The organism is Sulfitobacter sp. D7, from assembly GCF_003611275.1.
Classification (GTDB): Bacteria; Pseudomonadota; Alphaproteobacteria; order Rhodobacterales; family Rhodobacteraceae; genus Sulfitobacter; species Sulfitobacter profundi.
The window spans coordinates 2,803,022-2,825,501 of sequence record NZ_CP020694.1; the positions used below are offsets into that span (position 1 = coordinate 2,803,022).

27 protein-coding genes are annotated in these 22,480 nt (G+C 61.0%); 13 read left to right on the plus strand and 14 right to left on the minus strand.

All coding sequences use genetic code 11. The annotated features are described in order from the left end of the window. Nucleotides 1-309: 309 nt before the first annotated feature. Both B5M07_RS13550 and B5M07_RS13555 read left to right on the plus strand, forming a co-directional pair. Nucleotides 310-1,434, plus strand: coding sequence for a beta-ketoacyl-ACP synthase III (locus B5M07_RS13550; protein WP_120351702.1), 1,125 nt, complete (start codon nt 310-312; stop codon nt 1,432-1,434). Nucleotides 1,435-1,521: 87 nt separating this feature from the next. Beyond that, the gene (locus tag B5M07_RS13555; RefSeq protein WP_120351703.1) at nt 1,522-2,103 is read left to right on the plus strand and encodes a thymidine kinase; all 582 of its coding nucleotides are present in this window, start codon (nt 1,522-1,524) and stop codon (nt 2,101-2,103) included. Here B5M07_RS13555 and B5M07_RS13560 read toward each other — a convergent pair. The 5 genes from B5M07_RS13560 to B5M07_RS13580 form a co-directional block, all read right to left on the minus strand. After that, nucleotides 2,100-3,050, minus strand: a complete 951-nt coding sequence (locus B5M07_RS13560) for a 2-hydroxyacid dehydrogenase (protein WP_120351704.1) — start codon at nt 3,048-3,050, stop codon at nt 2,100-2,102. The two genes, B5M07_RS13555 and B5M07_RS13560, sit on opposite strands and share 4 nt — an antisense overlap. After that, nucleotides 3,047-3,385 carry a tRNA-binding protein gene (locus tag B5M07_RS13565; protein ID WP_067935119.1) on the minus strand — a complete coding sequence of 113 codons (339 nt, stop codon included), beginning with the start codon at nt 3,383-3,385 and terminating at the stop codon, nt 3,047-3,049. Before B5M07_RS13565 ends, B5M07_RS13560 begins: the two co-directional genes overlap by 4 nt. Next, entirely contained in the window at nt 3,378-4,193 is an 816-nt protein-coding gene (gene proC, locus B5M07_RS13570; RefSeq protein WP_120351705.1) for a pyrroline-5-carboxylate reductase, read from the minus strand. The genes B5M07_RS13565 and proC overlap by 8 nt, the downstream gene beginning before the upstream one ends. Nucleotides 4,194-4,224: 31 nt before the next feature. Then, nucleotides 4,225-4,725 (minus strand): YbjN domain-containing protein, encoded by a 501-nt coding sequence (locus B5M07_RS13575; protein ID WP_120351706.1) that lies wholly within the window; start codon nt 4,723-4,725, stop codon nt 4,225-4,227. Nucleotides 4,726-5,036: 311 nt separating this feature from the next. Continuing rightward, nucleotides 5,037-5,279, minus strand: coding sequence for an accessory factor UbiK family protein (locus tag B5M07_RS13580; protein ID WP_067622764.1), 243 nt, complete (start codon nt 5,277-5,279; stop codon nt 5,037-5,039). A gap of 94 nt (nt 5,280-5,373) precedes the next feature. Here B5M07_RS13580 and lgt point away from each other — a divergent pair, with 94 nt between their 5' ends. The 5 genes from lgt (at nt 5,374) to B5M07_RS13600 (ending at nt 9,471) form a co-directional block, all read left to right on the plus strand. After that, nucleotides 5,374-6,258 (plus strand): prolipoprotein diacylglyceryl transferase, encoded by an 885-nt coding sequence (gene lgt, locus B5M07_RS13585; RefSeq protein WP_120351707.1) that lies wholly within the window; start codon nt 5,374-5,376, stop codon nt 6,256-6,258. Further along, a complete protein-coding gene (locus B5M07_RS13590; RefSeq protein WP_120351708.1) occupies nt 6,255-7,313 on the plus strand; it encodes a class I SAM-dependent methyltransferase in 1,059 nt (352 codons plus the stop codon). The genes lgt and B5M07_RS13590 overlap by 4 nt, the downstream gene beginning before the upstream one ends. After that, a complete protein-coding gene (gene pgeF / locus B5M07_RS13595; protein ID WP_120351709.1) occupies nt 7,310-8,065 on the plus strand; it encodes a peptidoglycan editing factor PgeF in 756 nt (251 codons plus the stop codon). The genes B5M07_RS13590 and pgeF overlap by 4 nt, the downstream gene beginning before the upstream one ends. A 270-nt stretch (nt 8,066-8,335) precedes the next feature. Then, on the plus strand, nt 8,336-8,479 hold the full coding sequence (locus B5M07_RS19485; protein WP_162931872.1) for a hypothetical protein: 144 nt from the start codon (nt 8,336-8,338) through the stop codon (nt 8,477-8,479). Nucleotides 8,480-8,751: 272 nt separating this feature from the next. Next, nucleotides 8,752-9,471 (plus strand): Hint domain-containing protein, encoded by a 720-nt coding sequence (locus B5M07_RS13600; RefSeq protein WP_120351710.1) that lies wholly within the window; start codon nt 8,752-8,754, stop codon nt 9,469-9,471. A gap of 1 nt (nt 9,472) precedes the next feature. Here the strand turns inward: B5M07_RS13600 and B5M07_RS13605 are convergent, their stop codons facing one another. Continuing rightward, nucleotides 9,473-9,973 (minus strand): Lrp/AsnC family transcriptional regulator, encoded by a 501-nt coding sequence (locus B5M07_RS13605; protein WP_040700523.1) that lies wholly within the window; start codon nt 9,971-9,973, stop codon nt 9,473-9,475. Nucleotides 9,974-10,189: 216 nt separating this feature from the next. Here B5M07_RS13605 and trxB point away from each other — a divergent pair, with 216 nt between their 5' ends. Further along, nucleotides 10,190-11,194 (plus strand): thioredoxin-disulfide reductase, encoded by a 1,005-nt coding sequence (gene trxB, locus B5M07_RS13610; RefSeq protein ID WP_120351711.1) that lies wholly within the window; start codon nt 10,190-10,192, stop codon nt 11,192-11,194. Nucleotides 11,195-11,387: 193 nt separating this feature from the next. Beyond that, entirely contained in the window at nt 11,388-13,100 is a 1,713-nt protein-coding gene (locus B5M07_RS13615; RefSeq protein ID WP_120351712.1) for a bifunctional sulfate adenylyltransferase/adenylylsulfate kinase, read from the plus strand. A 59-nt stretch (nt 13,101-13,159) separates the two neighbouring features. Here B5M07_RS13615 and B5M07_RS13620 read toward each other — a convergent pair whose 3' ends face one another. From B5M07_RS13620 to B5M07_RS13630, 3 genes are all read right to left on the minus strand, one after another. Further along, on the minus strand, nt 13,160-14,038 hold the full coding sequence (locus B5M07_RS13620; RefSeq protein WP_120351713.1) for a PhzF family phenazine biosynthesis protein: 879 nt from the start codon (nt 14,036-14,038) through the stop codon (nt 13,160-13,162). A 79-nt stretch (nt 14,039-14,117) separates the two neighbouring features. Beyond that, nucleotides 14,118-14,336, minus strand: a complete 219-nt coding sequence (locus B5M07_RS13625) for a DUF1150 family protein (RefSeq protein WP_007119022.1) — start codon at nt 14,334-14,336, stop codon at nt 14,118-14,120. A gap of 4 nt (nt 14,337-14,340) precedes the next feature. Beyond that, nucleotides 14,341-14,754, minus strand: a complete 414-nt coding sequence (locus tag B5M07_RS13630) for an Hsp20 family protein (RefSeq protein WP_067267324.1) — start codon at nt 14,752-14,754, stop codon at nt 14,341-14,343. 163 nt (nt 14,755-14,917) lie between these two features. On the opposite strand from B5M07_RS13630, the gene B5M07_RS13635 reads away from it, so the two are divergent. The 3 genes from B5M07_RS13635 (at nt 14,918) to B5M07_RS13645 (ending at nt 16,786) form a co-directional block, all read left to right on the plus strand. Further along, the gene (locus B5M07_RS13635; RefSeq protein WP_007119020.1) at nt 14,918-15,142 is read left to right on the plus strand and encodes a YdcH family protein; all 225 of its coding nucleotides are present in this window, start codon (nt 14,918-14,920) and stop codon (nt 15,140-15,142) included. Between the two features lie 95 nt (nt 15,143-15,237). Beyond that, entirely contained in the window at nt 15,238-15,723 is a 486-nt protein-coding gene (gene purE / locus B5M07_RS13640) for a 5-(carboxyamino)imidazole ribonucleotide mutase (RefSeq protein WP_201721935.1), read from the plus strand. Then, nucleotides 15,716-16,786 carry a 5-(carboxyamino)imidazole ribonucleotide synthase gene (locus tag B5M07_RS13645; RefSeq protein WP_120351714.1) on the plus strand — a complete coding sequence of 357 codons (1,071 nt, stop codon included), beginning with the start codon at nt 15,716-15,718 and terminating at the stop codon, nt 16,784-16,786. The genes purE and B5M07_RS13645 overlap by 8 nt, the downstream gene beginning before the upstream one ends. A 2-nt stretch (nt 16,787-16,788) precedes the next feature. Here the strand turns inward: B5M07_RS13645 and B5M07_RS13650 are convergent, their stop codons facing one another. Both B5M07_RS13650 and B5M07_RS13655 read right to left on the minus strand, forming a co-directional pair. Then, the gene (locus B5M07_RS13650) at nt 16,789-17,931 is read right to left on the minus strand and encodes an alpha-D-ribose 1-methylphosphonate 5-triphosphate diphosphatase (RefSeq protein WP_120351715.1); all 1,143 of its coding nucleotides are present in this window, start codon (nt 17,929-17,931) and stop codon (nt 16,789-16,791) included. After that, the gene (locus B5M07_RS13655; RefSeq protein WP_120351716.1) at nt 17,918-18,718 is read right to left on the minus strand and encodes an alpha/beta fold hydrolase; all 801 of its coding nucleotides are present in this window, start codon (nt 18,716-18,718) and stop codon (nt 17,918-17,920) included. Before B5M07_RS13655 ends, B5M07_RS13650 begins: the two co-directional genes overlap by 14 nt. A 63-nt stretch (nt 18,719-18,781) precedes the next feature. Here B5M07_RS13655 and B5M07_RS13660 point away from each other — a divergent pair, with 63 nt between their 5' ends. Further along, nucleotides 18,782-19,246, plus strand: a complete 465-nt coding sequence (locus tag B5M07_RS13660; protein WP_120351717.1) for an NUDIX domain-containing protein — start codon at nt 18,782-18,784, stop codon at nt 19,244-19,246. On the opposite strand, the gene B5M07_RS13665 is transcribed toward B5M07_RS13660, so the two are convergent. The 3 genes from B5M07_RS13665 to B5M07_RS13675 all read right to left on the minus strand — a co-directional run bounded on the left by B5M07_RS13665 (nt 19,212) and on the right by B5M07_RS13675 (nt 22,408). Further along, the gene (locus B5M07_RS13665; protein ID WP_120352273.1) at nt 19,212-20,060 is read right to left on the minus strand and encodes a DMT family transporter; all 849 of its coding nucleotides are present in this window, start codon (nt 20,058-20,060) and stop codon (nt 19,212-19,214) included. The two genes, B5M07_RS13660 and B5M07_RS13665, sit on opposite strands and share 35 nt — an antisense overlap. 181 nt (nt 20,061-20,241) lie before the next feature. Continuing rightward, the gene (locus B5M07_RS13670; protein WP_120351718.1) at nt 20,242-20,997 is read right to left on the minus strand and encodes a sensor histidine kinase; all 756 of its coding nucleotides are present in this window, start codon (nt 20,995-20,997) and stop codon (nt 20,242-20,244) included. A gap of 70 nt (nt 20,998-21,067) precedes the next feature. Continuing rightward, nucleotides 21,068-22,408, minus strand: a complete 1,341-nt coding sequence (locus tag B5M07_RS13675; protein WP_254693930.1) for an extracellular solute-binding protein — start codon at nt 22,406-22,408, stop codon at nt 21,068-21,070. Between the last annotated feature and the right edge of the window lie 72 nt (nt 22,409-22,480).

Here is a 22,480-nt window from a genome sequence, read left to right on the forward strand (position 1 = left end):
TAAAAAAATCTGTCTGTTCTCGTTCAATTAATGATTGCTAACGAGCGATCACTGCGCCCTGCCGGTTGCATAGTCAAGCCAGCGCGTATCGTCATAGGCGACCAAATTTTTCAACTGTAGCGGCATTCACACGCCTGCCACCTCAAAGCCGTGGCAAGTCCCGCGCGGTTTCGCTAAAGTATGGAACCTGCACCTTGCTGCCCCCTGCGTCAGCGTGCGCCGACCATGACAACGGCCCCTTGCAATTCCACCGGGGCTGCTCAGCTTTAGTAGACCAGCCACGCCGTTGGAGAGAAAGGGATCACACCGATGTATCAAGCCGCTATCACCGGCACGGGCGTTTTCACGCCTCAGCAAACCATTACCAACGCCGAACTGGTCGAAGCCTTCAACGCCTATGCCGACCTCTACAACGCCGAGAATGCCGAGGCGATCGGCGCGGGCACCCTAGAGGCCAAGGCGCATTCTTCGGAAGAGTTCATCGTCAAGGCCAGCGGTATCGAGCAGCGCTATGTCATGGACAAATCCGGCGTGTTGGACCCCAATGTCATGCATCCCCTGCTGCGCCAGCGCGCGGATGAGGAACCCTCCCTGATGGCGGAAATGGCCGTTGATGCTGCGCAAAAGGCGCTCGCCGCCGCTGGAAAGACCGCCGATGATGTGGATGCGGTGATCTGCGCGGCCTCCAATCTTGAGCGCGCCTACCCCGCCGTGGCCATCGAAATTCAAGAGCTTCTGGGCGTGAAGGGCTTTGCCTTCGACATGAACGTGGCCTGTTCTTCGGCCACATTCGGCATTCAGGCGGCGGCCGATATGATCCGCTCCGGCTCCATCCGCTCTGCCCTCGTGGTGAACCCGGAAATCTGTTCCGCCCACCTCGAATGGCGCGACCGGGATTGCCACTTCATCTTTGGCGATGTCGCCACCGCCACGCTGCTGGAGCGTGCCGAAGATGTCGAAGGCCCCTGTTTCGAAGTCATCTCAACCCGCTGCGCGACTGAGTACTCCAACAACATCCGCAACAACAACGGCTTCCTCCGCCGGTCCCGCCCCGACGGGCTGAGCGACCGACGCGATATGCAGTTCATGCAGAATGGGCGCAAAGTGTTTAAGGAAGTGTTGCCCATGGTGGCCGATCATATCGGCGGGCATATGGCCGACAATGGGCTGGAGTCCGACGACCTTAAACGCATTTGGCTGCATCAGGCGAACAAATCGATGAACGATTTCATTGGGCGCAAGGTGCTGGGCCGGGAGCCTGAGCTAGGCGAACAGCCCAACATTCTGCAAGACTACGCCAATACCTCCTCCGCTGGGTCGATCATCGCTTTCGCAAAGAATTCCGATGACCTGCAAGACGGGGACACGGGGCTGATCTGCTCTTTCGGCGCGGGCTATTCCGTCGGATCGGTCATCGTCAAAAAGCGCGGTTAACCGCCCGCGCCTTGCCCCGCCCGCCAGCGAGATCGAGGCGGGGTTTCTATCTTGATCCGCTGTCATGGGCGGCGTAACACCCTGCCCATGGCAAAGCTCTACTTCAATTACTCCACCATGAACGCTGGCAAATCCACTGTGCTGCTACAGGCGGCGCATAACTATGTGGAGCGCGGGATGGTGCCCTTTTTGCTGACCGCGCAGTTCGACAATCGCGCAGGCGAAGGGCGCATCGCCTCGCGCATCGGCATCGGGCAAGAGGCCGATACTTTTGCCCCGGGCGAAGACCTTTTGGCCAAGATCGAAAGCCGGTTAGAGCAAGGCCCCTGCGCCTGTATCTTTGTCGATGAGGCGCAGTTTCTTGAGGTCGAGCAGGTCTGGCAACTGGCCCGCGCGGTGGATGATCTGGGCGTGCCGATCATGTGCTTTGGGCTGCGGGTCGATTTCCGTGGTGAGCTTTTCCCCGGCTCTGCCACGCTGCTCGCGCTGGCCGATGAGATGCGCGAAGTGCGCACCATTTGCCATTGCGGCAAGAAGGCCACAATGGTCGTGCGCCGCGACGCCGAAGGGCAAGCGATGCGCGACGGCGCGCAGGTGCAGATCGGCGGGAACGAGACCTATGTCTCACTCTGCCGCAAGCACTGGCGCGCCGCCGTGGGCGATGGCTAAACCCGGTTCGGCGGGGTGCTTCCGTCAATGAAGGCTTGTAGATTGGCCACAGCCATCAGCCCCATATCGACGCGGACCTCATGCGCCGCCGTGCCCAGATGCGGCAGCAGCACAGCATTGTCGAGATCCCGCAGCGCCTGCGGCACTTTGGGCTCGAATTCATAGACATCCAGCCCGGCGCCACCGATGCGCCCCGCTTGCAAGGCCGCGATCAACGCCGCCTCCTGCACCACATCGCCGCGGGCGATGTTGATCAGATGCGCATGGGGCTGCATCGCGCCGAGCACGGTCTCATCGATCAAATGCCGCGTGGCACCGCCGCCGGGCACGGCAACGACAAGCACATCCACGGCCTCGGCCAGCGCAGTCAGGCTTTCGACACGGGTGGCCGAGAAATCCAACTCCTTCGCGCTGCGGTTAAAATAACTGACCTGCATCTCGAACCCATAGTGACACCGCCGCGCGATGGCCTGCCCGATCCGGCCCATGCCGACGATGCCGACCCGCTTGCCGGTCAGGTGCAGCCCCAGCATCTGGGTCGGGTGCCACCCTTCCCACGCGCCCGAGCGGACCAACCGCTCCCCTTCGCCGGCGCGGCGGGCGGACATCAGCATCAGCGTCATGGCGACATCCGCCGTCGCATCGGTGACCGCGCCGGGGGTGTTAGTTACCTCCACCCCCGCCGCGCGGGCCGCTGCCGCGTCGATGTGGTTATAGCCGACGCCAAAATTGGCGAGGATCTTGCAGCGCGGAACGGGCACATCGGCAAAGACTTCGGCCGAGAATACATCCCCCAAGGTCGGCATTACCCCGTCATAGTCGCGCAAAGCCGCGCGCATTTCATCGGCCGAGAGGGGGGCGGTTTCCTCGCGAACGGTTACTTCGCAGCCCGTCAAGGTGACGGTGACCTCTTTGGGCAAGGGTCTGGCAATCAGTATCTTTTTCAATGCATCCGCCCTCCTTCGGGCACCTTTTGATCGGGCGACAACAGCACGATCTCTCCGTCCTTATCCGGCAGGCCAAGCACCAGCACTTCGGACATGAAAGGCCCGATCTGGCGCGCGGGGAAGTTCACCACGGCCATGACCTGCCGCCCCACCAGCGTTTCGGGTGTATAATGCGCCGTGATCTGGGCAGAGGTCTTACGCTCCCCGATCTCAGCGCCGAAATCCACCCAGAGTTTGATCGCCGGTTTGCGCGCTTCGGGGAAGGCTTCGGCCCGGGTCACGGTGCCGACGCGAATGTCGACCTTCAGAAAATCGTCGAAAGTGATCTCAGCCATTGGCCAACTCCCGCGATCTGTCTGCGGCAGCGGCCACGGCGCGTTTCAACAAAGGCGGGAAGCCCTCGGCCTCATCCATCAGCACCTCAAGCGCCGCTTGGGTGGTGCCATTGGGGCTGGTCACGTTGACGCGAAGCTGGGCGGGGTCTTCTTCGGCCTGCATCGCCAGCGCCCCTGCCCCGGCCACGGTCGCCTTGGCCAATTGCATGGCCAGTTCTTCGGGCAAGCCTTGGGCCACACCGGCGGCGGCCATGCATTCGATCATGTGAAAGACATAGGCTGGGCCCGAGCCGCTGACCCCCGTGACCGCGTCGATCTGCGCCTCTTCGGTCAGACGCACGACTTCACCCACGGCGCTGAGCAGGGTCTCGGCCTCATCCAAAGACCGGCTGCCCGCCTTGGCGTTGCCAACGATGGCGGTGATCCCTTTGGAGATGGCGGCGGGGGTATTGGGCATGGCCCGCACGATGGGTGTGTCGCCGCCAAGGACGCTTTCGAAATAGCCGATGGTGGTGCCCGCTGCGACGCTGACGAATAGCGTCTCGCCGTTGCCCATCGCCTGAAGCGTCGGCAGCGCATCCGCCATCATCTGCGGCTTGACCGCCACCAGCACCACGGCCGGAGCGGCAGGCAGCGTGGCGTTAAGGTTCACGCCCGCGCTTTGCAGCCAATCGGAGGGCTTGGGGTCCACCACCCAAACCGAGCTTGCAGGCAGTCCCTTTGCCAGCCAGCCTTCCAACATGGCCGATCCCATTTTGCCACAGCCCAGCAAAACCAAGCCGTCGCGCGCCACTCTGCCGTCTTTCATCTTCATCCCCCGAAGTTGTTCGGGGACTTTGTTACGCCCGGCCGTAAGCCTCTGCAATGGCGACGTCCATCGCGGCCTTGGGGGTTTGATCGCCCCAGACGAGCAATTGCAGCGCCGGGTAATAGCGTTCGGCGCTCATGACAGCGACACCGATCATCGTATCAATCTGCTCTGGCCCCGCGACCTGCCCACCGGCCAGCACCAAGCCGTAACGGTAGACCATCAACTGCTGATCCGGCCAGAAACTGAACGCCCCCGCCCAGCATTGATCGTTGACGAGGTTTAACAATTCGTAAAGCTGAGGCAGTTTTTCGGCAGGCGGCTCCATCTCGAAGGTGCAAATCAGGCGCAGCGTTTCGTCATAGGCAGACCATGCCAGCGTGATCGAATAGGTTCGCCATTGGCCTTCGACAGCCATGGCGATCTGGTCATCCGCCACGCGGTCAAACTCCCAATCATGGTGCGCCGCGATATTTTCAACGATATCAATCGGGTGAACGTCTTCTTCAAGGTAATGCTCGGACAGGGCCATTTCGCCACCTCTCAATCTGTTCCACGGGGCGGGACGTGGCCCACCATTCATGGAAGCCTGCACAAATAGGCGTGTAGGTTCACATCACCTATACAAGATATGGTGCTTCCAGCGGAACAGTCTGGCAAGGTTTTTCTTGGGGATAACCACAATTGATAGGGGATAACCGCAATAACTTGTGGGTAAATCGTGGAAAACGTCTACAATTTGGAGAGAGGTGCTGCGCCGGGGCATAATTAGCCTCAGTCGGCGCGGAGGATCGCCGCCCCAACCTTGGGGGCGGCAGATCAGATGTGGCCTGGGCTCGGGCCTCAGCCCTTGGTTTCGAGCTTGTCGAGCCGCGCTTTCAGCGCTTCGTTCTCTTCGCGGGCCTTTTGCGCCATGGCACGCACCGCGTCGAATTCTTCGCGGGTGACAAAATCACGATCAGCGAGCCAACGGTCGAGCATGCCCTTCATGGCAGTCTCGGCCTCATCCTTGGCACCTTGGGCGACGCCCATCGCGTTTGTCATCATCTGTGAGACGTCATCGAAAAACTTGTTACGGGTCTGCATGTCTGGCCTCCGGAGGTTTGTTAGCCTCTATATGGGGCGCGAAGCTCTTACTCGCAAGGTTGACTTCCCCGCGTGGCCTTGCTCAATCAGCACCATGATAGCCATGCTCCCCTTCCCCGATATCGCGCCGGAAATTTTTTCGGTTAACCTGTTTGGTGCCACCTTCGCGCTGCGCTGGTATGCGCTGGCCTATATCGTGGGCATTCTGCTGGGCTGGCGCATCGCCACCGCGGCGGTCAAACGCCCACAACTGTGGAAGAATGACACGCCCGTCATGAAGCCCGGTCAGGTCGAGGACCTGCTCTTTTGGGTCATTCTGGGCGTCATTCTTGGCGGACGGTTGGGCTATGTGCTGTTTTACCAACCGGCCTATTACCTGTCGAACCCCGCCGCCATCTTGCAGCTCTGGGAGGGCGGCATGTCCTTCCATGGTGGGGCGCTTGGGGTCATTCTGGCCGGGCTCTTCTATACTTGGCGGCATCGCATCCCGGTGATCTCGACCGGAGATATGGTGTGTTTGGGGTTGGCGCCGGGCCTGTTTCTGGGGCGGCTGGCGAATTTCATCAACGCCGAGCTCTGGGGCCGTCCGACCGATCTGCCTTGGGGCGTGGCCTTCCCCGGCGAGGCAGCGCAGTTCTGCCCCGACGTGGCCGGCATCTGCGCCCGGCACCCCTCGCAACTCTATGAGGCGCTGCTGGAGGGGCTGGTCTTGGGCGGCGTGCTGATCTGGATGGCATGGAAACGCGGTGCGCTGAAAATGCCCGGCCTGATCGGCGGCACCTTCCTCGCGGGCTATGGCGCGGCACGTTTCGCGGTTGAGTTCCTGCGCCAGCCAGATGCGCAATTCGTCACCCCCGGCAACCCACTGGGGCTGGCGTGGCATATCGGCGGCTGGGGGCTGACCATGGGGCAGATCCTGTCGCTGCCGATGATCGCCGTAGGCATCTTTTTGATCATTCGGGCGCGGCGGCAGGCATGAGCCTGAAGGACCATCTGCTGGCGCGGATTGCCTTGGAAGGGCCGATGCGGCTGGACGACTATATGCAGTCCTGCCTGCTGCATCCCGACTGGGGCTATTACACGACCCGCGCGCCCTTTGGCGCAGAGGGGGATTTCATAACGGCGCCGGAGATCAGCCAGATGTTTGGCGAGTTGATCGGCCTGTCGCTGGCGCAAAGCTGGCTGGATCAGGGTGCGCCCGCGCCTTTCACGTTGGCCGAGCTTGGGCCGGGGCGCGGCACATTGATGGCCGATATGCTGCGCGCCTGCGCGCAGGTGCCGGGATTTCTGGCCGCTGCGAAGATTACGCTGGTCGAAGCCTCCCCCGCTCTGCGCGACGTGCAGCGTGAGACGTTGCAAGGCCATGACATCACTTGGTTGGATAGCGCTGCAGACTTGCCCGATGCGCCGCTTTTCCTGATTGCGAACGAGTTTTTTGACGCGCTCCCGATCCGCCAGTTCATCCGCCAAGGCGCAGGCTGGGCGGAGCGGCGGGTCGGCGCGGCAGAGGGCGCGCTGGCCTTCGGCCTTGGGCCCGTGACCCCGCAGCCCGCCCTCACGCACCGGCTGGAGGATACGAAGGACGGCGATCTGGTCGAGCGTTGCGCCCCAGCGGCAGAGATCATGCAACAGATCGGCAGCCGCATCGCAGCCCATGGCGGCGCCGCACTGATCGTCGACTATGGCGATTGGCGGGCCTTGGGCGACACCCTGCAAGCCTTGCAGAATCACGCCCCCGTAGACCCGCTGGCCAGCCCGGGCCATGCCGATCTGACCGCTCATGTCGATTTCGAGGCGCTCGCCCTCGCCTGCCCCTGCCCCCATAGCCGCGTCGTCACCCAAGGCGTTTTTCTTGAGCGTTTGGGCATCACCCCCCGCGCGCAGAAATTGGCCGAACTCCTGACCGGTGACGCGCTTGGCAGCCACATTGCCGCACATCGGCGGTTGACGCACCCGGCGGAAATGGGAAACCTGTTCAAAGTAATGGGGCTCTACCAAAAAGGTCAGACCCCGCCCCCGGGGACAGAAGTATGACGCTCGAAATTCTCACATCCGATGCGCTTGCCCCTCTGCGGCACGGGTTCTTCACCCGCCGTGGCGGCGCGTCATCGGGAGTGTTTTCCGGGCTGAACTGCGGCAGCGGCAGCTCGGACCAGTCCGAGATTGTGCGCATCAACCGCGCCCGCGCTGCCGAGGCGATGGGCCTGCCCGCTGACCACCTTGTCGGGGTGCATCAGGTCCACTCTGCCACCGTCGTCACCGTGACAGAACCTCGCGACGACAAGCCCCGCGCCGATGCGCTGGTGACCAAAACCCCCGGCATCGCCCTGTCGATCCTGACCGCCGACTGCCAGCCCGTGCTCTTTGCGGATGCGCAGGCCGGTGTGGTCGGCGCGGCCCATGCGGGCTGGCGCGGCGCGCTTGATGGGATACTTGAGGCGACCGTCGATGCGATGGTTGATCTGGGCGCCACGCGCGAAAAGATCACTGCGGTGATCGGCCCCTCGATCAGCCAGCGCGCCTATGAGGTCGGGCCAGAGTTTCTTGACAACTTCATGAGCGCCGACCCAGAGTTTGCCCGTTACTTTGCCCAAGGCGAAGGTGACCGTCTGCATTTCGACTTGCCGGGCTTTGGCCTGAACCGTCTGCGCGCGGCGGGTGTGGGCCATGCGGAATGGACGCGGCATTGCACCTATGCCGACGCCTCGCGATTCTATTCCTACCGGCGCACGACCCACGCCAAAGAGGCTGACTATGGCCGCCTGCTCTCGGCCATCACGCTCTGAACGGGGCGAGATTGGGGCGAGGGTCGCCAGTTTCATGCCGCATTACTGTCGCCAGACTGGACGTAATCGCATCCGGTTTGCTCAATTGTTTCCTGAGCTGGCGATAACTGTAGGATTTTAAACACTTTATAGATTGTGGCCTACGCGCCCCAAAGCGCCCAACTTAGCCGTCAAATTCGCGCAAGTTTCTCACCAATCGTCAAAAACCGGCCCGATTGCGCTGCGATAGTGAATGGAACGATGCCCGCATGACCGAAGAGGAACCGAGCCATGAAAAAGAACCCGCGCTTCATCAAGTCCGTCGTCGAGACTGCTGCAAAGACGGACACCGTCATGCCATGGGCGCGTGGCGCGCGCCGCGCCGCCTTTATCGCAAAGCGCGCTGGCAACGCCCCGGTCCGCAAGACCGCCTGAAAAGTTTCCCCCGGTACCGGCGCCAAAGCGTTCGGTACAAATGAACGCCCCTCTGGACGTTGATTCGTCTCGGGGGGCGTTTTCATGCAAATATGGCAGCCAAGAGCCGAGCCAAGAAACATACCGCGGTTTTAGCGGAAATTGGCGCGGGATGGGCTGTGAATATCCCGGATATTTTGACAATTCCGGCAGAACATGGCGAATTACCTGTCAGTCCGCGCCCAAAAGGGCCGCGTTCCGCCCCGCTGCGCCGGGTAGATAAGGGGTTTTGCATGACACAGACCGCCGCCACCGATCTTGAAGTTCCGCCGCCTGCGCCAATGCGCAGCTATGAAGTTGCCGCCCTGCGCGCCGATGGTTCGCTCTATATCGGGCAAGACACTGCGCCCGCCGCGCCGCTTTTCGAATCCGCCTTTGCGGCCTTCGCCCGTGGGACGCTGATCCAGACGGTGCAGGGCGACATCGCCATTGAGGACCTTCAGCCCGGCGACATGATCAATACCTCATCGGGGGAACCGGCGCGATTGATCTGGATCGGGTCCAGCAGCTTCATCCCGGCGGACAGCGGGCGGCGGCTTTCGCTGCTCCGCATCATGCCCGACAGTTTCGGAGAGGGGCGCCCCAGCTCGTTCCTCACCCTTGGTCCCGCCGCACGGGTGCTACAAACGCCGCCTCACCTGCGGGCAGAGGCGGGCAGCACCCGTATGCTGACCCCGGTTCGCGCGTTTTTGGATGGGGTCAACGTGATTGAGGTCGCCCCGCCGACCCCGGTGCGCCTGTTCCATATCTGCCTGTCGCGCCATGCGGCGATCAAGGCAGGCGGGTTGGAGATGGAGACCTTTCACCCCGGTGCACAGGCTCTGCGCGACGCCGCGCCCAACCTTCGGGATCGGTTTCTGTCAATGTTTCCGCAGATCGCGCATGCGACGGATTTCGGCCCCCTCGCCCATCCCCGCGCGCCTGAAACCACAGAAGACAGCCCAAAGGACTGATTCAGGGCGCGGTCGACAGCCGCGCTTCCAGCACGTCGAAGGGCACGCCGGGATCATCCTTGGCCCCACGGATCACAAGGCTCGTCTTTACGCTTTCCACATTCGGCGTCGTCAGCAATTGCCCCGTGAGGAAGCTTTGAAAACTCGACAGGTCCGGCGCCACGCATTTCAGGATGAAATCAACCTCACCGTTGAGCATATGGCACTCGCGCACCAACGGCCAACCGCGACATTTCTCTTCAAAAGCGCTCAGATCGGCCTCGGCCTGACTGGCAAGTCCGACCATGGCGAAAACCTGCACCTCAAAGCCCAGTTCGCGCGCATCAACATCGGCGTGATAGCCTTTGATGTAGCCTTGTTCTTCCAAGGTGCGGACCCGGCGCAAACAGGGCGGCGCAGAGATGCCCACGCGCTTGGCCAGTTCGACATTCGTCATCCGGCCATCCGATTGCAATTCGGCCAAGATCATCCGGTCGATCGGATCTAGTCGTGTACCCGCCATATCATCCTCAGTGAATTTTCGATTCTTATAGCAGCCTGCGTGGTACGCGCAATAAAGTTTCACGCAGGCGCAATATTCTTTGTCTCACACCATCCAGCCGATCCAGCCGCCTGCTCACGCAAGCGTAATGGCAGGGCGGTGACGGTGGGGGTTTAACGGCTTCCCCGCTATCGCTATATGAGGCGGGCAATATCAATGACAGCCCGGGGGCGCCAGATGGCCGAGACACGTAAAACCAAGGTACTGATCATCGGCTCCGGCCCTGCGGGCTACACCGCCGGGGTCTACGCGAGCCGCGCCATGCTGGAGCCGATCCTCGTTCAAGGGATTGAGCCCGGCGGCCAGCTGACCACCACCACCGAGGTCGAGAACTGGCCCGGCGACAGCGAGGTGCAAGGCCCCGACCTGATGATCCGCATGCAGGACCACGCCAAGGCGATGGGCACCGAGATCATCGGCGACATCATCACCGATCTTGACCTCTCAAGCCGCCCGTTCCACGCCAAAGGCGACAGCGGCACGACCTATGTCGCCGACGCTGTGATCCTTGCCACCGGTGCGCGGGCCAAATGGCTGGGGCTGGAGAGCGAGGAAAAGTTCAAAGGGTTCGGCGTCTCGGCCTGCGCCACTTGTGACGGCTTTTTCTACCGGGGCCAAGAGATTGTGGTGATCGGCGGCGGCAACACCGCCGTGGAAGAGGCGCTGTTTCTGACCAACTTCGCCTCCAAGGTCACGTTGATCCACCGCCGTGATGAGCTGCGCGCTGAGAAAATCCTGATCGACCGGCTGATGAAGAACCCCAAGATCGAGCCGCTGTGGTTCCACGAGCTTGAGGAAGTCTATGGCACCGACAGCCCGCTGGGCGTCGAAGGTGTGAAGGTTAAACACGTTAAGACCGGCGAAATCACTGATATCCCGGCCAAAGGTGTCTTTGTGGCCATCGGTCACGCGCCCTCGAATGAGTTGGTTAAGGACACGTTGGAAACCCACATGGGCGGCTATGTCGTGACCAAACCGGACAGCACCGAAACCTCTATTCCCGGCGTCTTTGCCGCGGGCGATCTGACGGACCACAAGTATCGCCAAGCGGTGACAAGCGCTGGCATGGGCTGCATGGCCGCGCTGGAAGCTGAGCGTTTTCTGGCCGAAGTGGGCGATGTTGAGGGCAAAGACACCTCCCTTCCGCTTGGCTATGGGGCCGAAGTGAAGGAAGACGTTTAAGTCAACCGAAGGCGCGGCGGAGATAATTCTGGTTTCCGCCGCCCTTGCACACCCGAATTGCAGGCCATCCCGAGATCGCGGGATAACAGCCTTTAACGATACGATTCCCCCTAGAACTATAGACTTTTTACGCCTTTTGCAGCTATGGCAGCCAATACCGAAGCCGCCTGCCCCCTGAAGAAAAGTGATAGTTATGATGCCTAGCAACCTGACGCCGATCCCCGAACTCTATGTCTCTTACGAGTCTGCGCAGAAACTGAAGATCGAAGCCGGCAATCTGGTGAGCCTTGATCTCACCCCGCGTCAGATCTGCGATCTGGAGCTTTTGATGAACGGCGGCTTCAACCCGCTCAAAGGTTTCCTGACCGAGGAAGACTATGACGGCGTGGTCGAGAATATGCGCCTGGCGGATGGCGCGCTTTGGCCCATGCCGATCAACCTCGACGTCAGCGAAGCCTTCGCCGAAAAGCTGGAACTGGGTCAGGACATCGCCCTGCGCGACCAAGAGGGCGTGATCCTTGCGACCATGACCATCACCGACCGTTGGACCCCCAATAAGGCACGCGAGGCCGAGAAGGTCTTTGGCGCGGATGACGATGCGCATCCGGCGGTGAACTACCTGCACAATCAGGCCGGTAACGTCTATCTCGGCGGCCCGGTGACCGGCATCCAGCAGCCCGTGCACTATGATTTCCGCGCGCGCCGCGACACGCCTAACGAGCTGCGCGCCTATTTCCGCAAGCTGGGCTGGCGCCGCGTCGTGGCCTTCCAAACCCGCAACCCGCTGCACCGCGCGCATCAGGAACTCACCTTCCGTGCCGCCCGTGAGGCGCAGGCCAACCTGCTGATCCATCCGGTCGTCGGCATGACCAAGCCCGGCGACGTCGATCACTTCACCCGCGTGCGCTGCTATGAGGCGGTGCTCGATAAATACCCTGCCGCCACCACCTCGATGAGCCTCTTGAACCTCGCCATGCGCATGGCTGGCCCGCGTGAGGCCGTCTGGCACGGGCTGATCCGCAAGAACCACGGCTGTACACACTTCATCGTCGGCCGCGACCACGCTGGCCCCGGCAAGAACTCCGCCGGCGAAGATTTCTATGGCCCCTATGATGCGCAGGATCTGTTCCGCGCGCATCAGGAGGAAATGGGCATCGAAATGGTCGATTTCAAACATATGGTCTGGGTGCAGGAACGCGCCCAATATGAGGCCATGGATGAGATCAAGGACAAAGACGATGTCACCATCCTGAACATCTCAGGCACCGAGTTGCGCCGCCGCCTGCGCGAAGGGCTGGAGATCCCCGAATGGTTCTCCTTCCCCGAGGTCGTCAAGGAACTGCGCCGCACCTCGCCGCCGCGCTCCAAACAGGGGTTCACCGTCTTCTTCACCGGTTTCTCCGGCTCGGGCAAATCCACCATCGCCAACGCGCTGATGGTCAAGCTGATGGAGATGGGCGGCCGCCCTGTGACGCTGCTGGACGGTGACATCGTGCGGAAAAACCTTTCCTCTGAGTTGGGCTTCTCCAAAGAGCACCGCGATCTGAACATCCGCCGCATCGGCTATGTCGCGTCAGAGATCACCAAGAACGGCGGCATCGCCATCTGTGCGCCGATCGCGCCCTATGCCACCACCCGTCGCGCGGTGCGTGAGGATGTGGAGAACTTCGGCGCCTTCGTAGAGGTCCATGTCGCGACCTCCATCGAAGAGTGCGAGCGCCGCGACCGCAAGGGGCTCTACAAGCTGGCGCGCGAAGGCAAGATCAAAGAGTTCACCGGCATTTCTGACCCCTACGACGTGCCGCAGAACGCCGAACTGGTGTTGGAAACCGAGAACGTCGAGGTCGACAACTGCGCGCATCAGGTGTTGCTGAAGCTCGAAAACATGGGGCTGATCGCGGGTTAAACCGCTCGGCCTTCCTAGAATGGAAACGCAGCCCCTCGGGGCTGCGTTTTGCGTTTGGGTCAGGCCGTTTCCGGCATGAAGACCTGCCCCGACATCACCACACGCCCCTGCCCCGCGACGCGCACCCCGGAGATCGCATCGCGGGGGCCCAGCACTTCGACCTCTGCCCGCCCCGGACGGCCCATGAGGTGCCCCTGTTCGGCGACAAATCGGGGGCTATCGATCAGCCCCCGCGCCCAGAGATAGGCCGCCATCGCGCCTGTTGCCGATCCGGTGAAAGGGTCTTCGGCGGGGCTGGGCGGGGCCAATAGCAGCCGCGCATAGGTATCGCCCGCCGAAGTTGCGCCGTCGAGTGTTACCCAAAAAGGCTCCATCATATCGCTGTCTTGCCCCAGATGGGTGTTGTAATCCGCCAGCGCCCGGGGATCGAGTTTCAGCCTTTCCAGCGCCCTGCGGCTGCGCAAGACCGTGATGCAAAAGGGCAACCCGGTAGAGACCACCTGCGGCTGCCCGATGATATCGGCCGGTTCCAAACCGCCCACGTCTGCGACGAGATCAACAGGCACTTCGACCCCGAAAACCGGCGCGATCTGGGTCATTGCGATCTGGGCACCGCGGACCTCTATCTCCACGATACCCGCGCCCGTCTCCAGCCGCAGCGGCCCTTCACCGATCAGCCCGCGATGGCGCAGGGCCGCGACGGTGGCGATGGTCGGATGGCCGGCAAAGGGTATCTCTCGGCTGGCGAGGTAGTATTTCACCTTGAAGTCTGCGATCTCGGACGGCCCTGTAAAGGTGCATTCTACCAAAGATGTCTCACGCACATAGGCCGTGCAAATGGCATCAGGCAGCACCGCCCCGCCATGCACCACGGCACAGCCGTTGCCCCCAAAGACCTGATCGGTGAAAGCATCCACCCAGTCGAAATCGAAATCCATACGCCCGCTCCCAATAACAAAAGGCCGCAGCGGACTGCGGCCTTGCATCGGACTTAGCGTATCGTCGTGAATGTCGGCGTCAATGCACCATAACCGGGCGGTAGTCGTGTTCACGTGCCAGCGAAAATGCGAGCTTCTGATCGCCAACCAGCGCCAATTGCTGCCCTTCGGCATCATGGACCGCATAGAGAAGTTCAAGCCCCTCGGCTTGATCACGCACTTCGCGCGGCAGATCAGCGACAGCGATGGTTTTGACATAGACCATACGGTCATTTCCGTGGGTGATTGCGTCTTGCATGATGTTACCCCTTCTTGATCTTGATGGTTTGAACCACTGTTTCAGGCTTGGCGCGGGTCAGGTCGACATGCAGCAGACCATTCTCCATAACGGCTTCGCCCACATCGACCCCATCGGCCAGTACGAACGAGCGCTGAAACTGTCGCGCAGCGATCCCACGGTGCAAGAACACCCGGTCTTCGCCATCGTCAGACTGACGCCCACGGATCACGAGCTGTCTATCCTCAACTGTTATCGAGAGATCCTGTTCCGAAAAACCCGCAACCGCCAGTGTGATCCGGTAGCTGTAATCAGAGGTCTGCTCGATGTTGAACGGCGGATAACCTTCGTTTCCGGCCTTGGCGCTGCGTTCCAGCACCCGTTCCAATTGTTCAAACCCCAGCATGTGAGGGTAAGAGGCAAGCGTTAGTTTCGTCATGCGACACGTCCTTATCAGGTCAAGCGACAGTGTTTCACAGGCCCCGCAACCGGCAACCCGTTGCATTGAATATGGGGGGGCTTAAGCAGGGGCGCAAGGGCTATGCCAAATGATCTCAAGCGCTTATATTCAAGGTTCAGATGCCCAACGGAATCACCTACCCATGAATGCCCCTACCGATCTGTCGATGAAAACGGATGAAGTGCTGCGTGTTGAACTTGAAGTCTTCCGACGGGAACATCGCGATCTGGATGACGCCATCCACGCTCTTGTTGAAAAAGGAACTGGCGATCAATTGACCCTGCAGCGGCTGAAAAAGCGCAAGCTGCGGCTCAAGGATCTTATCGCCCAGATCGAAGACCGCCTGACCCCCGATATCATCGCCTAAACTTTGATCTCTGTTGCCTGCGGCAATCATCGTTGCCACATGGGCCGGGATGGGTATAGTGCGCGCTCTGATCCACCAAGAGAAGGCCCTGCGCAATGACCACGCCCCCGGTTGGCATCATCATGGGGTCCCAGTCCGACTGGGCCACCATGCGCGAAGCAGCAACCCTGCTGGAAGAGCTTAACATCCCCTTTGAGGCGCGCATCGTATCTGCGCATCGCACGCCCGACCGGCTGTGGGACTATGGCAAAACGGCCGTCGACCGTGGCCTGCAAGTGATTATCGCAGGCGCTGGCGGTGCGGCGCATTTGCCGGGCATGATGGCCTCCAAAACCCGCGTGCCGGTGATTGGCGTGCCGGTGCAAACCAAAGCGCTGTCGGGTGTGGATTCGCTTTATTCCATCTTGCAGATGCCGCGTGGTTTTCCGGTCGCGACCATGGCCATCGGTGCCGCAGGCGCGGCCAATGCGGCCTTGATGGCGGCGGGCATCCTTGCCTTGCAAGATGCGGAACTGGCCAAGCGGTTGGACGATTGGCGCGACGCGCTTAGCGCCTCAATCCCCGAGGTGCCGCATGACTGAGCCACTGCAAACCGGCGCCACCATCGGCATTCTGGGCGGCGGTCAACTGGGGCGCATGCTCTCGGTCGCCGCCGCGCGGCTTGGCTTTCGCACCCATATCTTTGAGCCGGGCGCCAACCCGCCCGCCGCCGATGTGGCCCATGCGGTGACCACCGCAGGCTATGACGACCACAGCGCGCTAGAGGCTTTCGCCCGCGCCTGTGACATCGTCACTTTCGAGTTTGAGAACATCCCAACCGAGGCGCTCGACGTGGTTGAGGCGATCACCCCGCTCCGTCCGGGCCGCGAAGCCCTGCGCATTTCCCAAGACCGGCTGACCGAGAAGACCTTCCTCGGTGACCTTGGTTTGCGGGTGGCGCCTTTTGCCGATGTCACCGACGCCGCGACTTTGAAGGCCGCCGTGGCGCAGATCGGCACGCCCGCAATCCTCAAGACCCGACGTTTCGGCTATGACGGCAAGGGCCAAGCGCGGCTGAAAGACGATACCGACCTCGACACCGCTTGGGCCGAGATGAACGGCGCGCCTTCGGTGCTCGAAGGGTTCGTGAATTTTAGCGCCGAGATTTCCGTCATCGCCGCGCGCAGCGCCACGGGCGAAGTCGCCTGTTTCGATCCCGGTGAGAACGTCCACCGCGATGGCATCCTGCACACCACCACCGTCCCGGCAAAGATCAGCAACGCGCAGCGCACCGATGCGGTTTTTCTGGCCGGTCGGGTGCTTAACGCGCTTGAGTATGTCGGCGTCATGGGGGTTGAGCTTTTCGTCACCCCGCAGGGGCTGATCGTGAACGAAATCGCCCCACGGGTGCATAACTCGGGCCATTGGACCCAGAATGGCTGCGCGATCGACCAGTTCGAGCAGCACATCCGCGCCGTCGCGGGCTGGCCCTTGGGCGATGGTCAGCGCTATGCGGATGTGGTGATGACCAACCTCATCGGTGACGATATGGACCGCGTGCCAGAGCTTGCCCGCGCGCGCGACACAGCGCTGCATCTCTACGGCAAGGCCGAGGTGAAACCGGGCCGCAAGATGGGCCATGTGAACCAGATCATTCACGCCTGAGGTCAGGCGACGAAACGCTCCGCAACCGCGCCGGACATGAAGCTTACCCGCCCCGCCACGAAAGTGGCGGCGACGCGGCCTGTGGCCTTGTCCAACACAACGATATCGGCGCGCTTGCCCGGCGCCAGCGTGCCACGATCGGTAAGCCCTAGCACCTGCGCCGGCCCGGATGAGACCAGCGCCCATGCCCCCGCAAGGTCGAGCAGCCCGCTTTGCGCCAGCATGAGGGCGGCACGGCGCGGCGAAGGGTAATGGTAGTCTGACGCCAAGGCGTGACACAGCCCCATGCTGATCAGGTCCAGCGCCGACAGATTGCCGTTATGCGACCCGCCGCGCACCACATTGGGCGCGCCCATGATCACCGCATCGCCCGCCCCATGCGCGGCCTCGGCGGCCTCCTGCGTTTCGGGGAATTCTGCCAGTGTCACACCCCGCGCCCGCCACAGACCGCGCCCCTCGGCGGTCTGATCATCATGGCTGCCCATCTTGACCCCGCGCTGCGCCAGTTCTGCGCACAGTCGATCCAAGGCCGCTGGCACCTCATCGCGCCGAGCGTGCATCTCCTGCATCTGCGCCAGATGGCTCTCGGGGCTACGCCCGGCCTTCAGCGCCTGCCCCACCAGCCGTTTCGGCATCCTACCCGCCGCCAAGCGGTCATGCGGCAAGTGATCGTTGAACACCACATAGCCCACGCCCCACTCCGCCATACGCCGCGGCAGACTGTCGTAGAGGTCGAGAATATGGGTCTCAAAGCGCAACTGCGGGCGGATATCAGTGACCAATTCCGGCGCCGTGTCGCGGATGCCGCTAAAGACCTGATCGGCAAATCCCAGCCCCCGCAGGCCGCCTTCCCAGCTGACGAACTGGGCCAAAACAGCCGTGGTCATGCCGTTGGCCGCCAGTTCCGCCTCTGCGGCGACCAGCCCTTCGGAAAGCTGCTTCATCGCCCCGCGGCGCGGTGCCAAATGCCGCTCGAACGCATCGCCATGCAGATCGACAATCCCCGGCAGCACTTGGAAGCCGGTTAAATCAACGCTCCGCCCCACCGGGCGGTCATTAATCACCCCCTCGGCAAAAGACAGCGGCGCGCGGCTAAGCCCTTCGGGATGCAGGACCTCTGCGTTCATCAGGTCAAGGTTTGGCATCGTCCCCTCCCAACCCCGGCAGGCACCCGCCTTCGGGGCAGCCAATCGCGTTCAATACGCCATCGATAAAGGTCATCGACCGGTCAAAACTGCCGGTTCTCAAAAACGCCATGGTCTGGGCGATAACGCGCGGGTTGTTCATCATGAAAGTGTGGGTCACGGGCAAAACGATATGCTCTTTCATCCCCGCCACACGGGTCGACGCGACCGAGACCTTCCCGTCATCCGGACCCGGCAAAAGGCTTGAGAAATACGGGTTTAGAGACTGTGACCCCGCGATCACGCCCAACTCAAACGGCACAGGCGGCAATTGGTTCGGGAGCGCCCCATCCCCGGTGCCGATCTCGGCCCCGGCCGGGCCGTTCAACCACTCAAAGGCGGGGTTCTCGACCAACTCGTCGACCACTTCGCTGCCGTGATTGGGCGGCCCCAGCATCACCACGCGGCCGACACGGTCGGCGCCAGCCTCTGCCACCCATTTGCGCACCAGAATACCACCCATAGAATGGGTCACGAAATCAATCTGCGCGGTGTCACAAGCGGCAACAGCCTGTGGCAAGGTCTGCTTGGTCAACTCTGCGATATTGGCTTCGGTCGAGGGATAGCCGGGGCGCACCACGCGGTATCCTTCGGCGGCCAAGGCGGCTTCCATAACAGCGAAAGACATCTCGGTTCGTGCCAGCCCATGCAGCAATACAACACAGCGGCCCGCAGCCGTTTCAGCCGCCGCAGGCAAAGGGATTGTCAGCCAAATCGCGGCGATCAGCAAGGTGAGAGGTTTCATCATGCCCTCCAGATAGACTGATTGGCGGGACTGTGAAATGGTCTTGCCGCGTTACCTGACGAAAGTATGCCGATGCCCCGCCCCTGCCCCCGATTAGCCGCCCGCGCTGTCTTGTTGCACGAGGACCGCCTCCTGCTGGTCAATGCCTATGCCGACAATCGACTGGGTTTGATGTGCGCCCCCGGCGGTGGAGTAGAGGCCGGCGCCTCCGTGCCCGACAACCTGCGCCGCGAAGTGTTCGAAGAGACGGGCCTGACAATCTCGGTCGGCGCCCCCTGTCTGGTCAACGAATTTCACGACCCCAGCGGCGATTTTCATCAGGTGGATATCTATTTCAGGTGCCATATCATCGGCCCCGCCCAGATCGCATCAGACTGGAAGGATCACGAAGCCATCGTCACCCGACATCAATGGGTCACCAAATCCGAATTGGCGCAGATTCCACACAAGCCCGGCAGCCTTGGCGCGGTCGCCTTTGGTCCGGCGGAGGCGGCGATCACCTACGATCCGTTGGAGCCGATCTTGCGCTGATCGCCCAAGCAATCCCGCCCAGGACCAACGTCGTTGCGATAATCAGCGTGAGGTTCAGCGGTTCGCCCAAAAGCAGCGCGCCAGCAAGGATGGCGATGATCGGCACGCTAAGCTGTGCCACCGCCGCCGTGCCACCGTCGATCCGGGCCAGCACCGCATACCACAATGCGTACCCAAGGCCCGAAGTTACCCCACCGCAAAGCGCGCCCAACAGCAGGCCCGTCATACTGAAATGCGACCCTGTCAAAGCAGGCAGGATAAGCATGAAAGGCAGGCAAAGCAGAAAATTCGCCGAAGTCGCTGCTAAGGGATCGCCCGATGTGCGACCAATGATCGTATAGGCGGCCCAGCCCATCCCCGCGGCGACCATCAACCCAGCGCCGATGATATCTGTCGAACCCTGCCCATCCGGCCAAAGAACAAGCACCAATCCGGCGAAGGCCGCGGCGGCGCCTGTGATTTGCCGCGCGGTGGGGGCCGCGCCGGTCATCGCGGCGTAGGTAAACATGGTAATCTGCACGACACCAAAAAGAATAAGCGCGCCGAGCCCGGCATCCAACGTTAGATAAGCGAGGCTAAAACCAATCATATAGACAGCAAGGCTGACAGCGCCGCCGATCCTGTTGGCTCGCAAGAGAGACAGCCGTCCGCCCCGTAGCGCCACCATGACCCCCAAAACCAGAGCACCTGCGGCGACGCGAACAAGCGCAAAGCCCGCAGGATCAATATGCCCTCCGTCTACCGCCATCCGCGTTAAAATGGAGTTTGCCGCAAAAGCGCACATGGTGAGAGCGGAGAGAAGGAAAAGCTGCATGACCATTCGCTTAGCCCCCCTACCCAGCTGCGCCAAGCGCTGATTTTCCTCTACATAGCAATCTAACTGGGTCGTGATGACAAACCCCCTCGATTTGACCAGCGCGATCGGATGAAGCGATACAATCAGCGCATCATTCCGACAGGTGAAACCAGATGCCTTTGCTAGGGTCATTCGGGTTTCATGTTGCACTGCCTATATTGCCTCCCTCCAAACGCACCTCTACCAACGCACCGCGTTCGGCACCGGTCGAAATCAAACGGGCATGTCCGTTATAATTCCCAGCGATTTTTCGAACCAAAGCCAGCCCAAGCCCGGAGCCTTCCACCTCGTCCCGGGATCGCAACGTGGTCATCGGCTTGAAAACACGCTCGTGAAATCGCGGATGAATCCCCGGCCCATCGTCTGAAACGGTCAACATCAGGGCAGACCCTTCGCGCCATGCCGCCACCTCGACCCTTCCTGAAAACTTATCATGATGCTTGATCGCGTTTCCGATCAATGCCGAAAAGAGCGTGTGAAGGTCTGCTTCATCAATAAGAAATGAGCCGCAACCAAAGTCATGATCGATCCGGAAACCACTGGACGGACCAATTTCCTTTACCACAGCATCGAATTTCTCTTGGAGACTAACCTCTTGTATATTCGCCATCTTCCCTGCGCGGGAATACTGCAACAGATCGAACAGCATCCGATCCAAACGCTGCGTATGCCGCTTCATCAAAGTAATGGAACTATGCACCGAAGGACTTACCTCAAGCCCAGACTCCTCGATATCCTCGGCAATCCATTCTGGCAGTTCCAATAGCGCGCGGATGGAACCGCGCAGATCATGGCTTACCAAATGGATAAACTCCTCTGCGTCCGGCGCCGTATTTGGCTGTTTCCCCAAAGGGATTTCAACGTCGAGTGACGAATATAGCTGGGGATGGGTCATATTACTAACGCCCTACGCTTGACCGTTGGACAGAGCCCCGCACCTGCCGGATCGAAGAGTAAAGCTGCCATTACGTGATATCCCTCAGCAAACGCCGCGCATTTGGCGGATACTTTCGACGAAGGCGCGCCCATCTTTGTATTTGCCTCTCCCGCCCCGCCCGGCTGGTGATAAGCTGCCACTGCTGCGCCACACGGCTCAGGGCTATTTTCGGCGCAACCTCGCCCTGCAGCGCCCGATCCAATCCTCTTCCTAAAGCCTGAAAATACTCAGATTGCCCTTTTAGGTAGAAATCTGGAATTGCCCCGTCAAGCGACGCGCGATGTACCTTAAGAAACGATTTTGAATAAGCATCTTCTACGCCCGGATCGCTGTAGTGTTCCTTTCGGTAAGGGTCGAAAAAGCCATCTGCCTGCCGAACGGCCAGTGTCGACATCTCAGGTGTGACGGCAAATAGGGCAAATAAATAGGCGAGTTCCTTCTGTGCCGATGTTGCGCTGACCACAAAGCTCCACCCCCAGTTGAAATAGGGTGTTGCAAGGAGTTCCCCCCCAACCTTCCCACCGGGCGTCGGGCCGTAAATCATCCGCCCTCTCATCAACGACCGGGGAGAATTTAGATATTTCTGCGTACCGCCCCAGCCAATATTGCAATAGACATCGCCTTTCGCGTATCGCGCCCAGTTTTCAAACAGCCCAAGGCTAGAGGTATCGGGGACGAGGCTGTCTGAAATCGCAATCAATTCCTCCAACGCCGCTACACCCGGGTCTTCAGCGATTTGCGGGGTCATATCGGGGGACAACGGCCAATACCCTTTGGCGTGAAATCGAATCCACCACTCCCACGCCAGATACCCCGGCGTGCGAAACAACAACCCGCCATATCGACCCGCTTCTGGCGCATGAAAAAAACGTATTTGCCGATCCAGCTCCACCCAAGTCTCTGGCATGGCGAGAGAATAACCAAAACGATCCGCATAGCGCGCCTGCTCATCCGGATCGTGAAGCATTTCGCGATGGTAAAACATCACATAGGCGTCGCCATCTGTTTGGAAACCATAGTTCTGACCGTCAAACCTATCCCCTTCCTGATAGAGCATAGGGTCGCGAAATCCCGTCGGCTCATAGCGTGCGGCGTAGTCATCCAAAGCGTGGATTGCCCCTGCGGCAACGAGGTCTGCCACCCCAAAGGTCGCAGGCAGGGCAACGTCATATTTCGCCTCCCCAAGTACACTATTTAGCATTAGCTCCGCGTTGATCTGATCGACATGCACCTCTTGAAGGTCGACTTTCACCCCGGTTCGCTCCGTAAACACCGCCGCGACCGGTTCAAGATTGGCACGTGACCCTTCCGGAAGCAGCACAGAGAGCGTTCTGGCATCTCCAACCAAACCACGGGCATGCGCGGCCACTTTTATATCAATCGTCTCCCCAAATACCGGACCGGCGATAAGCGTGCTAAGACCGGCACCCAGGCCGATAGA

Bases quoted from the DNA above. Each gene is read 5' to 3' on its own strand.
- B5M07_RS13650 (WP_120351715.1), bottom strand. From the start codon at position 17,931: ATGCCAAACCTTGACCTGATGAACGCAGAGGTCCTGCATCCCGAAGGG.
- pgeF (WP_120351709.1), top strand. From the start codon at position 7,310: ATGACGCTCGAAATTCTCACATCCGATGCGCTTGCCCCTCTGCGGCAC.
- lgt (WP_120351707.1), top strand. From the start codon at position 5,374: ATGATAGCCATGCTCCCCTTCCCCGATATCGCGCCGGAAATTTTTTCG.
- B5M07_RS13590 (WP_120351708.1), top strand. From the start codon at position 6,255: ATGAGCCTGAAGGACCATCTGCTGGCGCGGATTGCCTTGGAAGGGCCG.
- B5M07_RS13565 (WP_067935119.1), bottom strand. From the start codon at position 3,385: ATGGCTGAGATCACTTTCGACGATTTTCTGAAGGTCGACATTCGCGTC.
- B5M07_RS13550 (WP_120351702.1), top strand. From the start codon at position 310: ATGTATCAAGCCGCTATCACCGGCACGGGCGTTTTCACGCCTCAGCAA.
- B5M07_RS19485 (WP_162931872.1), top strand. From the start codon at position 8,336: ATGAAAAAGAACCCGCGCTTCATCAAGTCCGTCGTCGAGACTGCTGCA.
- B5M07_RS13655 (WP_120351716.1), bottom strand. From the start codon at position 18,718: ATGATGAAACCTCTCACCTTGCTGATCGCCGCGATTTGGCTGACAATC.
- B5M07_RS13555 (WP_120351703.1), top strand. From the start codon at position 1,522: ATGGCAAAGCTCTACTTCAATTACTCCACCATGAACGCTGGCAAATCC.
- B5M07_RS13645 (WP_120351714.1), top strand. From the start codon at position 15,716: ATGACTGAGCCACTGCAAACCGGCGCCACCATCGGCATTCTGGGCGGC.
- B5M07_RS13665 (WP_120352273.1), bottom strand. From the start codon at position 20,060: ATGCAGCTTTTCCTTCTCTCCGCTCTCACCATGTGCGCTTTTGCGGCA.
- B5M07_RS13620 (WP_120351713.1), bottom strand. From the start codon at position 14,038: ATGGATTTCGATTTCGACTGGGTGGATGCTTTCACCGATCAGGTCTTT.
- B5M07_RS13600 (WP_120351710.1), top strand. From the start codon at position 8,752: ATGACACAGACCGCCGCCACCGATCTTGAAGTTCCGCCGCCTGCGCCA.
- B5M07_RS13575 (WP_120351706.1), bottom strand. From the start codon at position 4,725: ATGGCCCTGTCCGAGCATTACCTTGAAGAAGACGTTCACCCGATTGAT.
- B5M07_RS13580 (WP_067622764.1), bottom strand. From the start codon at position 5,279: ATGCAGACCCGTAACAAGTTTTTCGATGACGTCTCACAGATGATGACA.
- B5M07_RS13625 (WP_007119022.1), bottom strand. From the start codon at position 14,336: ATGCAAGACGCAATCACCCACGGAAATGACCGTATGGTCTATGTCAAA.
- B5M07_RS13605 (WP_040700523.1), bottom strand. From the start codon at position 9,973: ATGGCGGGTACACGACTAGATCCGATCGACCGGATGATCTTGGCCGAA.
- proC (WP_120351705.1), bottom strand. From the start codon at position 4,193: ATGAAAGACGGCAGAGTGGCGCGCGACGGCTTGGTTTTGCTGGGCTGT.
- purE (WP_201721935.1), top strand. From the start codon at position 15,238: ATGACCACGCCCCCGGTTGGCATCATCATGGGGTCCCAGTCCGACTGG.
- B5M07_RS13660 (WP_120351717.1), top strand. From the start codon at position 18,782: ATGCCGATGCCCCGCCCCTGCCCCCGATTAGCCGCCCGCGCTGTCTTG.
- B5M07_RS13635 (WP_007119020.1), top strand. From the start codon at position 14,918: ATGAATGCCCCTACCGATCTGTCGATGAAAACGGATGAAGTGCTGCGT.
- B5M07_RS13630 (WP_067267324.1), bottom strand. From the start codon at position 14,754: ATGACGAAACTAACGCTTGCCTCTTACCCTCACATGCTGGGGTTTGAA.
- B5M07_RS13615 (WP_120351712.1), top strand. From the start codon at position 11,388: ATGATGCCTAGCAACCTGACGCCGATCCCCGAACTCTATGTCTCTTAC.
- B5M07_RS13670 (WP_120351718.1), bottom strand. From the start codon at position 20,997: ATGACCCATCCCCAGCTATATTCGTCACTCGACGTTGAAATCCCTTTG.
- trxB (WP_120351711.1), top strand. From the start codon at position 10,190: ATGGCCGAGACACGTAAAACCAAGGTACTGATCATCGGCTCCGGCCCT.